The following is a 9,828-nucleotide window of genomic DNA, read 5'->3' as shown; positions in this document are numbered from 1 at the left end:
TATGAAACATCGAATATCAACACGCTAAAAGGATGTCAGAAATGACGGAGCATAACGAACAACATCAACACGAAGCAGAAGAAGCGGCAGCCGTAGAAACTGCCGAAACCGTTGAAACCGAACAAGCCGAACCGACTTACGAAGAACTTCAGGCGCGTGTCGCCGAGTTGGAAGGCCAGCTCAAAGACAGCGAATTGCGCGGTCTGGCAAACGAGCAAAACCTGCGCCGCCGCCATCAGCAGGAAATCGCCGACACCCATAAATTCGCCGGACAAAAATTTGCAGCAGAAATGTTGCCGGTTAAAGATTATCTCGAAATGGCGCTGCTGGACCAAAGCGGCAATTTCGATGCACTGAAAATGGGCGTGCAAATGACTTTGAACGAGCTGCAAAAAGCATTTGATGCCACACACATTAAAGAAATCAACCCGCAGCCGGGCGACAAACTCGATCCGCACCAACATCAAGCCATGCAGGCAGTCGTCAGCGAGCAAGAGCCGAATACCATCGTCAGCGTGATGAAAAAAGGCTATACATTGGCCGACCGCGTGCTGCGTCCTGCAATGGTTGTCGTGGCGAAAAAAGAAGATTGAAGGCATCGCTTGATAAAGTTTATCAAGCATAAAATCTTCAGACGGCCTTATCCGGTTTCAAAACCCGATGTTCCGCTATTGGAAAATCATTCCGATAAACCGGAATCGGAAAATGAAAACCGGGCCGTCTGAAAAAAGAATAAACGGCTTGTGGATAAATAAATCAAGCACTTGAATTTAATCTTAAAAAAAATTCAAAATAGGCCTTGAAAAAAAATGAAGCAACCTTATTTACAAGCCATCGGAACGAAATGTTCCACAGGATTATTAATTAAGAAAAGTTTATTTAGGAGCAACATAATATGGCAAAAGTAATCGGTATTGACTTAGGTACAACCAACTCTTGTTTGGCCATTTCTGAAAACGGTCAAACCAAAGTAATCGAAAACGCAGAAGGCGCACGCACCACTCCTTCCGTTATCGCTTATTTGGACGGCGGCGAAATCCTCGTCGGCGCACCTGCAAAACGCCAAGCGGTAACCAACGCTAAAAACACTATTTACGCGGCCAAACGTTTGATCGGCCACAAATTTGAAGACAAAGAAGTACAACGCGACATCGAATCCATGCCTTTTGAAATCATCAAAGCCAACAATGGCGACGCATGGGTAAAAGCACAAGGTAAAGAGCTGTCTCCTCCTCAAATTTCCGCAGAAGTTTTGCGTAAAATGAAAGAGGCTGCCGAAGCTTACTTGGGCGAAAAAGTAACCGAAGCCGTGATTACCGTTCCTGCCTACTTCAACGACAGCCAACGTCAAGCAACTAAAGACGCAGGCCGCATCGCAGGTTTGGAAGTAAAACGCATCATCAACGAACCGACCGCAGCCGCTTTGGCATTCGGTATGGACAAAGGCGACAGCAAAGACCGTAAAATCGCCGTGTATGACTTGGGTGGCGGTACTTTCGATATTTCCATCATCGAAATCGCCAACATCGACGGCGACAAACAATTCGAAGTATTGGCAACCAACGGCGACACCTTCTTGGGCGGCGAAGACTTCGACCAACGCTTGATCGACTACATCATTGACGAGTTCAAAAAAGAACAAGGCATTGATTTGAAACAAGACGTCATGGCTCTGCAACGCCTGAAAGAAGCTGCCGAGAAAGCCAAAATCGAATTGTCCAGCGGTCAGCAAACCGAAATCAACCTGCCGTACATTACTATGGACGCAACCGGTCCGAAACACTTGGCCATGAAAATTACCCGTGCCAAATTCGAAAGCCTGGTTGAAGATTTGATCCAACGTTCTATCGAGCCTTGCAAAATCGCATTGAAAGATGCCGGCTTGAGCACCAGCGACATCGACGACGTGATTTTGGTCGGCGGTCAGTCCCGTATGCCGAAAGTACAAGAAGCCGTTCGAGACTTCTTCGGCAAAGAGCCTCGCAAAGACGTGAACCCTGACGAAGCCGTTGCCGTAGGTGCAGCAATTCAAGGCGAAGTATTGAGCGGCGGCCGCAGCGACGTATTGCTGCTGGACGTAACCCCTCTGTCCTTGGGTATCGAAACCATGGGCGGCGTGATGACCAAGCTGATTCAAAAGAACACTACTATTCCGACTAAAGCGTCTCAAGTGTTCTCTACTGCCGAAGACAACCAAAGCGCGGTAACCATCCATGTGCTGCAAGGCGAACGCGAACGCGCTTCTGCCAACAAGTCTTTGGGTCAGTTCAACTTGACCGACATCGCACCTGCACCACGCGGTATGCCACAAATTGAAGTTACTTTCGACATCGACGCCAACGGTATCTTGCACGTTTCTGCCAAAGACAAAGGTACCGGCAAAGCCGCCAACATCACCATCCAAGGTTCTTCAGGTTTGAGCGAAGAAGAAATCGAACGCATGGTGAAAGATGCCGAAGCCAACGCTGAAGAAGATAAAAAACTGACTGAATTGGTCGCTTCACGCAACCAAGCCGAAGCCCTGATTCACTCCGTGAAAAAATCTTTGGCCGACTACGGCGACAAACTCGATGCTGCCGAGAAAGAAAAAATCGAAGCAGCGTTGAAAGAAGCTGAAGAAGCCGTTAAAGGCGACGACAAAGCCGCTATCGATGCTAAAGCCGAAGCTTTGGGTACTGCCAGCCAAAAACTGGGCGAAATGGTTTACGCTCAAGCGCAAGCCGAAGCACAAGCAGGCGAGGGCGCACAAGCCGAGTCTTCTGCCAAGAAAGACGACGACGTTGTAGATGCCGACTTTGAAGAAGTAAAAGACGACAAAAAATAATTGATGCCGTCTGAAAAAGCGCGAATCGAAAGGTTCGCGCTTTTTGTTGTTTGGGGAATGTGTAAAGACGCTTTGTCAAAATTGACGGTAAACTTTCAAAACCTTATTGCATCATTGTGTTGCCATACTTCTATTGCCGAATTTTGAACAGATTTCGCCGAATGCTGACAGCAGCTGACAGTCAAAGCCATTAATATTTGTCCATCGCTTGAGTGCGAATAAATGCTTATTTTTACCTCAAATCAACCTCTTGAAAGAAGATAAATATGAAAAAACTGATTCAAATGACCTCTTTGATGGTTGCCGCTGCCGGTTTGGTCTTGGCACCAGTCGCTTCTGCGCATGGCAAACACGACATGCATCCGAAACAAGAGCGTATGCACACAAAAGCCAAACCGCAAAAAATGAAAAAACCTGCACCTAAAGCCAAACACCACGCACCGAAGCCCAAACATCATCAAGAGCATCGCCATGAACCTCATTAAGATGAATCCTCAACAATAAATAAGGCCGTCTGAAACCCAAACATCAGTTTTCAGACGGCCTTCGGTTTATCTGTTAAATAGCGCTTTGCCGTTTTTCTTGTGCCAAACGGGTCGGCTCCAGCCAGGCAATGTTTCTCTCTGCCAGCGCATCGCGCCAATAATCCAGTTTGGTATCCAAATCTTTAGAGAAACTGTCTTGATTCAAAAGTTGAATGATAACGCCGCTATCCGTAGCTTCGGCCAAGCGGCTGATTTGACGCAGAATGCCGCGATCGGGAACAGTTTGCGTGCGTACGCCGATGAGAAGTTGCGCCGGAGTTTGTTTCAATTCGGCTTCCAATTGTTCCAAATCTTTTCTGCCGGCGACTACGCCTTTGTCTATCCACTCTTGCGCCAAAACGCCGGAAAACCAAAGCGGATCAGGCCATTCCGTTTCCAGTGTAACAGCCCATTTGGGCGCATTATTCAGCGTAATTTTGGATGAAACGGGAACGATGTTTTCCTGAAAATCATCGGCATCGACAATCTTCGTCTGCCATGTGCGGAGAATGTTTTGATAGTAGGGCCGATTCAGATCCAAACGTTCGCGAAGGGTTTTTAAAGTAATCTTGCAAGCCAGCCAAGCAATCAAGCGAGGCAGAATGCCATAGCAGATAATGCTGCCGATGAGTAAACCCGCCCAAGCGCGCGCATCTTCGATATGATTGTTCAGACGGCCTGCAATTACGGCCTGACTGTCGGGAACAGGAAAGCCCAAACGTTCCGGCAGCCATGACAAAGCCTCAACCGTTTTCACCAATGCCGTATTGCTTAAAAGCGTACTTTCCCAGTTGAACGTATATTGACGCACCAAAAGCAGCAGCAAAACAGAAACCAACATCCCCGACAGCGTACAAAGCCACAGACTGTGTGAGGTTGCGCCAATCAGCCAACGCGTTTGCGGTTTGCGCCATTCGCCCATATAAAGCCGCAAAATTGCCTGATTGACCGGGTCTTTACCTCGGAACCAAGTTGCCGGACTGCTGATAAAGTGCACATTTTTCAAACGCAGGAATAAAGTCGCCAGCCACACCAGCAGCATGACCGTATTCATGCCCAAAATCCCGGCCAATACCAGAAAAAAGTTCAGTCCCTGATTGTCCATCAACAGATAAGTGCTGGAAAAACCGACCGTAAACAACAACGTCGCCGCAACAATCCAAAGCCAAAACGAGCCTGTCTCCACCTGTTGCAACACATATTTCAAATGCTTGTCGCGGTCGATAATTTGAGCGCGGCGTATCAGTTTTTCCTCATTGCCGCCGTCAATATGTCGCAACGCTTCCGTCGCCTGCACAGGATCTCCCGGAAAAATATAGGCACGCTCTTCAAGGATACGGACCAACTCGACAAGTTTTTGCGATGGATTCAACATAAATGATAGGCCGTCTGAAAGATAAAATGGAAACGTCTGTTATACCCACAAATAAACCCCTTTTTTGCAAAGGTCAAAAAATTAAAAGCAGTTTTGATTTTGGGTATATAGTGGAATAGATGTAAAAAAAGCAGCCCGAAAGCTGCTTATTTTGAGTGTGGTGCGGACGGAGAGACTCGAACTCTCACACCTCGCGGCGCCAGAACCTAAATCTGGTGCGTCTACCAATTTCGCCACGTCCGCACTAATTTGAATCGTGGATTATACACAAGATTAATGGGGGCGCAAAGTCTTGTTTGCTTGAATTTGTCGGTTTATCCCTTATATAATGACTTATTCCGGCCGTCTGAAAGCAGGGTTTGTTTTCAGACGGCCTCAACTTTCCATTTGGTGAGGAAGGGCTGATGCCTGCTTTATTGATTAAAGATTTTTTGCAGACGCAAGGTTTGAAGTTGCCTGCGGATGAGATACATGTTGCTTATTTGACTGCCCAGGCTGTGATTAAAATGGGCAATGCTTCGGTTGAGCGTTCGATTTTGTGGCCGTCTGAAGACGGTTGGCAATTGGCGGATTATGTCGATGCCGAACATGAATTATTGCTGAAACAGATTTTTATGGCTTTGGATTCAGTTGCCGAGCGCACCGAGCATTTGAAAAGTGCAGCGGTTTATACTGCGTTTCCGAAAGATGGTGCGTTGTCGCTGGTTCGGCTGAGCCGTTGGGGCGTGCCGTTGGAAAATGTGATTCCAATCGATGAGCCGGCCGGGCAGGCTTTTTTGGCTGTGCGTACGGCGCAAAGCGGCTGGATGAATGTTTGCCAGAATGTGGCGTATTGGCAGGAAATCGGTGAATTATCAGCCGAACGTAATCATCCCGGCTTGAGTCAGATTTCTGTTCCTGTTTGTATGCCCAGCGGTGCGGTTTTGGGTGTGGTACATGCTGAATTTGATGTCAAAGACGGTGCGCCTGACGAAGTATTGGTGGCCTGGATTGCCCTTGCATTGGCCTTGGCGGAACCTTTGAAAAACCTCTTAGGCGTGGCTGAAAACGAGGAAGCGGAAAATGAGTAACGCGTTGAAGTTTGTCGCGTCATGCCGTTTGCCTACGGAATGGGGCGAATTTACCATGCACGGCTTCGAAGAAGAGGGCGGACAGGAACATGTTGCATTGACAATGGGCGATGTTTCAGACGGCCTGCCTGTGTTGTCGCGTATTCATTCCGAGTGCTTGACCGGCGATGCTTTATTTTCGGTGAAATGTGATTGCGGCCCTCAGCTTCAAGCAGCGATGCAGGCCGTTCAGAAAGAAGGGCGCGGTGTTATCGTATATTTGCGCCAAGAAGGCAGGGGCATTGGTTTGATAAACAAAATCCGTGCTTATCGACTGCAAGACCAAGGCTTGGATACGGTTGAGGCCAATGTTGCGCTCGGCCTTCCTGTTGATGCGCGCGACTTTACTTTGGCCAAGCAGATTTATGATTATCTGAATATTCGTGAAGTCAGGTTGCTGACTAATAACCCTGAGAAAATTCAAACGTTGAAAGATTCCGGCATTAATGTGGTTGAACGCATTGCATTACATGTCGGCGAAAATGTGGAAAATGAGCGTTATCTGCATACCAAAGCGGATAAATTGGGGCATTTGATTTTTGATTGATAGATGGGTATAACGGTTATTTTTATTGTTAAATAAAATATTCTATATTCTTTCAATGGGATATGTTTTTATTTAAATAAAAACCTTGCGCGTAATCTGATTTTTTGATTTAATGTCGGCTTATCGGGTGATTAGCTCAGTTGGTAGAGCGTCTGCCTTACAAGCAGAATGTCGGCGGTTCGACTCCGTCATCACCCACCAAGTTTCCTTTTCATTGTCTTTGACAGTGGATGCGCGGTGGTAGCTCAGTTGGTTAGAGTACCGGCCTGTCACGCCGGGGGTCGCGGGTTCGAGCCCCGTCCGCCGCGCCATTATTTAAAAAGCACTGATTATATCAGTGCTTTTTTGTTTGTCTTATTAAAGGTTAAAGGCAAAATTAAGCCGCGAAAATAGAAACCGGTAAATAACAGCAGTGTATAGAAATTGAAATATTGTTAATCTTAATTTTCTTATGTTTTAAAAAAGGCCGTCTGAAGCTTTTAAAGTTTCAGACGGCCTTTAGTCTATTGAAACAATGGATTAAATATCCAATTCTGCCGTATCGCCTTCTTTTTCCATCCATGCGCGGCGGGCGGCGGCTTCGCCTTTGCCCATCAGTTTGACGAAGATGTCGCGTGTTTCGTCATCTGCGCCTTCGGGGATTTGTACCTGCAACAGGCGGCGGGTGTCAGGGTGCATGGTGGTGTCTTTGAGCTGGTCGGGGTTCATCTCGCCCAAGCCTTTGAAACGGCTGATGGAATAAGCAGTTTCTTTAACGCCTTCTTTTTGCAGTCGCTCCAAAATGCTGTCGAGTTCGTTTTGGTCGAGGGCGTAGAATTTGCGGGCGGGTTTGCTCTTGCCTTGTGCGTTGACATCGACGCGGAACAGCGGCGGTTGGGCGACGTAGATGTGTCCGTCGGCAATCAGTTTCGGGAAGTGGCGGTAGAACAGGGTCAACAGCAAAACTTGAATATGCGAGCCGTCCACGTCGGCATCGGACAGGATAGCGATTTTGCCGTAACGCAGGCCGCTTAAATCGGGATTGTCGTTGATGCCGTGCGGATCGACGCCGATGGCGACGGAAATATCATGGATTTCGGCGTTGCCGAAGAGTTGGTCGGGGTGGACTTCGAAGCTGTTGAGCACTTTGCCGCGCAGGGGCAGGATGGCTTGGGTGGCTTTGTCGCGGGCGAGTTTGGCGGAGCCGCCGGCGGAATCGCCTTCGACGAGGAAGAGTTCGTTTTCGCGGATGTCTTCACTTTCGCAGTCGGTCAGTTTGCCGGGCAGGACGGCGACGCCGCTGCCTTTTTTCTTTTCAATCTTTTTAACCGAACGCATCCGCGCTTGTGCCTGACGGATAGCGAGTTCGGCGATTTTTTTGCCGAAGTCCACGTTTTGGTTCAGCCACAATTCCAAAGGGTCGCCCGATACGGCGGCAACGAGTTTCAGCGCGTCGCGGTTGGTCAGTTTGTCTTTGGTCTGACCTTGGAACTGCGGGTCGAGGACGCGGGCAGAGAGGACGAAGGCAGTTTTGCTGAACACGTCGTCGCTTTGCACTTTTACGCCGCGCGGCAAGAGATTGTGCAGATTGATGAAGTTGTTGACGGCGTTGAACACGGCTTGTTTCAAGCCTGCTTCGTGCGTGCCGCCCAACGGAGTAGGGATGAGGTTGACGTAGCTTTCGTTGGCGCACGAGCCTTCTTCCAGCCAAGTCAGGGCAAACGCAGCGCCTTCGCCGATGCTGAAATCGCCGTTGTGGCCGTCTGAAATGTAGTTTTCACAGGAGAAGATAGGCACGGCTTCCTGCGCGTCGGCAATCAGGTCGGTCAGATAGCTTTTCAGGCCGTCCGGGTAGTGCCAAGTTTGGGTGTATGCTTCGTCTTCGCCTTTAACCGGACGGGTCAGAGAAACGCGCACACCTGGCAGCAATACAGCTTTGGCGCGCAATAAGCGTTCGAGTTCGGGAATGCTGTAATTCGGGCTTTCAAAATATTTGCCGTCTGGCCACACGCGCACTTCGGTGCCGCTGTCTTTGACGGCGCATTTGCCCACTTCAGTCAAAGGCTCGATGACGTCGCCACCGGAAAAGACGATGCGGTGGATTTTGCCTTCGCGTTTGACCGTTACCTCAAGGCGGGTGGAGAGGGCGTTGGTCACGGATACGCCGACGCCGTGCAGGCCGCCCGAAAAGGCATACGCGCTGCCGCCGTCTTTTTTATTGAACTTGCCGCCTGCGTGCAGACGGGTGAACACGAGTTCGACTACGGGTACGCCTTCTTCAGGGTGCAGGCCGACGGGAATACCGCGGCCGTTGTCGCGCACGGAAAGCGAACCGTCTTCATGAATTTGCACGTCAATTTCAGTTGCGAAACCGCCCAACGCCTCGTCCGCCGCGTTATCAATCACTTCCTGACAGATATGGGTCGGGCTGTCGGTACGGGTGTACATGCCGGGACGTTCTTTGACCGGCTCCAAACCTTTGAGGACGGTGATGCTGGATTCGCTGTATTGATTGTTTTTAGCCATAGGAATAATGTAAAGGCCGTCTGAAAGGATGAAAAACAACGCTTTCAGACGGCCTGAAAGCGTTGGGGTTATAGGTTTTCTATTGGATTGCGACGGATAAATTCTTCATAGCTTTCTATGCCGCGCAAGAAACGGGAAAGTTCGGTCAATGCGCCCAAATACACGCCGCGCTTGAAGTCGATGACTTCGTCAACCGGCGCCCAGTATTGATGCCAACGCCAGCCGTCGAATTCAGGATGATGGCAGGCGCGGAGGTTGACGTCGCTGTCGCGGCCGACCAAACGCAAAAGATACCAAATCTGTTTTTGTCCGCGATACGAACCGCGCCATTCGCGGCGCACCCAGTGGCTGGGCACGTCATAGCGCAGCCAGTCGCGCGTGCGGCCGATAATTTTGACATGTTGCGGCAGCAGGCCGACTTCTTCGTACAACTCGCGGTACATGGCGGTCTCCGGACTTTCGCCCGGCTTGATGCCGCCTTGCGGAAACTGCCAAGAATGTTCGCGTACGCGTTTGCCCCAAAAGACTTCGTTACGTTCGTTAATCAGGATAATACCGACATTGGGGCGATAGCCTTCTCTGTCTAACACGGGGTCGCCCTTCATTAAATTCAATCGTGCAATTTTCCCACAAATTGGGCGGTTTTGACAAATCTTGAGGCCGTCTGAATAAGCATACAGTTTTTTCCAGACGGCATGAAACCGTTTCTGAAAAAATGTTGTTTATGAATAAAACCATAGCTTCAGGCCGTCTGAAAAGGGAGAATTTTTTCTGCTTTAAGGTCTTGCATTCAAAAGCTTTTTGCCGTTTAATGCAGACCTTGCTGAATCAAGGGCAAAGGACACATGCCGGCCGCCCCCACAGTTTCCCTTTTGTAAGTGGCATCTGCCACCGCTGCAATATTTTTACCCCCCGAACAAAAGGTCTGAAACCATGAAAAAATC

At 49.2% G+C, this 9,828-nt stretch carries 8 protein-coding genes and 3 tRNA genes; 7 read left to right on the top strand and 4 right to left on the bottom strand.

The window, feature by feature from the left end; all coding sequences use genetic code 11:
• Positions 1-32: 32 nt before the first annotated feature.
• The 3 genes from grpE (at position 33) to ACTHUT_RS09550 (ending at position 3,309) form a co-directional block, all read left to right on the top strand.
• A complete protein-coding gene (gene grpE, locus ACTHUT_RS09560; protein WP_003747507.1) occupies positions 33-593 on the top strand; it encodes a nucleotide exchange factor GrpE in 561 nt (186 codons plus the stop codon).
• 302 nt (positions 594-895) lie between these two features.
• Positions 896-2,824, top strand: coding sequence for a molecular chaperone DnaK (dnaK, locus tag ACTHUT_RS09555; RefSeq protein ID WP_049348822.1), 1,929 nt, complete (start codon positions 896-898; stop codon positions 2,822-2,824).
• 266 nt (positions 2,825-3,090) lie between these two features.
• The gene (locus ACTHUT_RS09550) at positions 3,091-3,309 is read left to right on the top strand and encodes a hypothetical protein (RefSeq protein WP_440386693.1); all 219 of its coding nucleotides are present in this window, start codon (positions 3,091-3,093) and stop codon (positions 3,307-3,309) included.
• A 73-nt stretch (positions 3,310-3,382) separates the two neighbouring features.
• Here the strand turns inward: ACTHUT_RS09550 and ACTHUT_RS09545 are convergent, their stop codons facing one another.
• Positions 3,383-4,723, bottom strand: coding sequence for a DUF2868 domain-containing protein (locus tag ACTHUT_RS09545; RefSeq protein ID WP_440386694.1), 1,341 nt, complete (start codon positions 4,721-4,723; stop codon positions 3,383-3,385).
• 158 nt (positions 4,724-4,881) lie between these two features.
• A tRNA-Leu gene (locus ACTHUT_RS09540) sits at positions 4,882-4,966 on the bottom strand.
• Positions 4,967-5,127: 161 nt separating this feature from the next.
• On the opposite strand from ACTHUT_RS09540, the gene ACTHUT_RS09535 reads away from it, so the two are divergent.
• From ACTHUT_RS09535 to ACTHUT_RS09520, 4 genes are all read left to right on the top strand, one after another.
• On the top strand, positions 5,128-5,793 hold the full coding sequence (locus tag ACTHUT_RS09535; RefSeq protein WP_314577082.1) for a hypothetical protein: 666 nt from the start codon (positions 5,128-5,130) through the stop codon (positions 5,791-5,793).
• Positions 5,786-6,379 carry a GTP cyclohydrolase II gene (ribA, locus tag ACTHUT_RS09530; protein WP_296115311.1) on the top strand — a complete coding sequence of 198 codons (594 nt, stop codon included), beginning with the start codon at positions 5,786-5,788 and terminating at the stop codon, positions 6,377-6,379. Before ACTHUT_RS09535 ends, ribA begins: the two co-directional genes overlap by 8 nt.
• Before the next feature lie 125 nt (positions 6,380-6,504).
• Positions 6,505-6,580, top strand: a tRNA-Val gene (locus ACTHUT_RS09525).
• A 33-nt stretch (positions 6,581-6,613) separates the two neighbouring features.
• Positions 6,614-6,690: transfer RNA gene (locus tag ACTHUT_RS09520), tRNA-Asp, on the top strand.
• Positions 6,691-6,898: 208 nt separating this feature from the next.
• Here the strand turns inward: ACTHUT_RS09520 and parE are convergent.
• Positions 6,899-8,884, bottom strand: a complete 1,986-nt coding sequence (gene parE, locus ACTHUT_RS09515; RefSeq protein ID WP_049347957.1) for a DNA topoisomerase IV subunit B — start codon at positions 8,882-8,884, stop codon at positions 6,899-6,901.
• A gap of 68 nt (positions 8,885-8,952) precedes the next feature.
• Positions 8,953-9,489, bottom strand: coding sequence for an RNA pyrophosphohydrolase (locus ACTHUT_RS09510; RefSeq protein ID WP_003747493.1), 537 nt, complete (start codon positions 9,487-9,489; stop codon positions 8,953-8,955).
• Positions 9,490-9,828 lie beyond the last annotated feature (339 nt).

It is taken from the genome of Neisseria sp. P0022.S010, from assembly GCF_051956635.1.
The sequence above is the reverse complement of the archived record's forward strand: the minus strand, read 5'-3'. Positions and strand labels throughout refer to the sequence as shown.

What these genes read in the sequence shown, in the direction of transcription:
- grpE (WP_003747507.1), top strand. Translation starts at nt 33, where the DNA reads ATGTCAGAAATGACGGAGCATAACGAACAACATCAACACGAAGCAGAA.
- dnaK (WP_049348822.1), top strand. Translation starts at nt 896, where the DNA reads ATGGCAAAAGTAATCGGTATTGACTTAGGTACAACCAACTCTTGTTTG.
- ACTHUT_RS09550 (WP_440386693.1), top strand. Translation starts at nt 3,091, where the DNA reads ATGAAAAAACTGATTCAAATGACCTCTTTGATGGTTGCCGCTGCCGGT.
- ACTHUT_RS09545 (WP_440386694.1), bottom strand. Translation starts at nt 4,723, where the DNA reads ATGTTGAATCCATCGCAAAAACTTGTCGAGTTGGTCCGTATCCTTGAA.
- ACTHUT_RS09535 (WP_314577082.1), top strand. Translation starts at nt 5,128, where the DNA reads ATGCCTGCTTTATTGATTAAAGATTTTTTGCAGACGCAAGGTTTGAAG.
- ribA (WP_296115311.1), top strand. Translation starts at nt 5,786, where the DNA reads ATGAGTAACGCGTTGAAGTTTGTCGCGTCATGCCGTTTGCCTACGGAA.
- parE (WP_049347957.1), bottom strand. Translation starts at nt 8,884, where the DNA reads ATGGCTAAAAACAATCAATACAGCGAATCCAGCATCACCGTCCTCAAA.
- ACTHUT_RS09510 (WP_003747493.1), bottom strand. Translation starts at nt 9,489, where the DNA reads ATGAAGGGCGACCCCGTGTTAGACAGAGAAGGCTATCGCCCCAATGTC.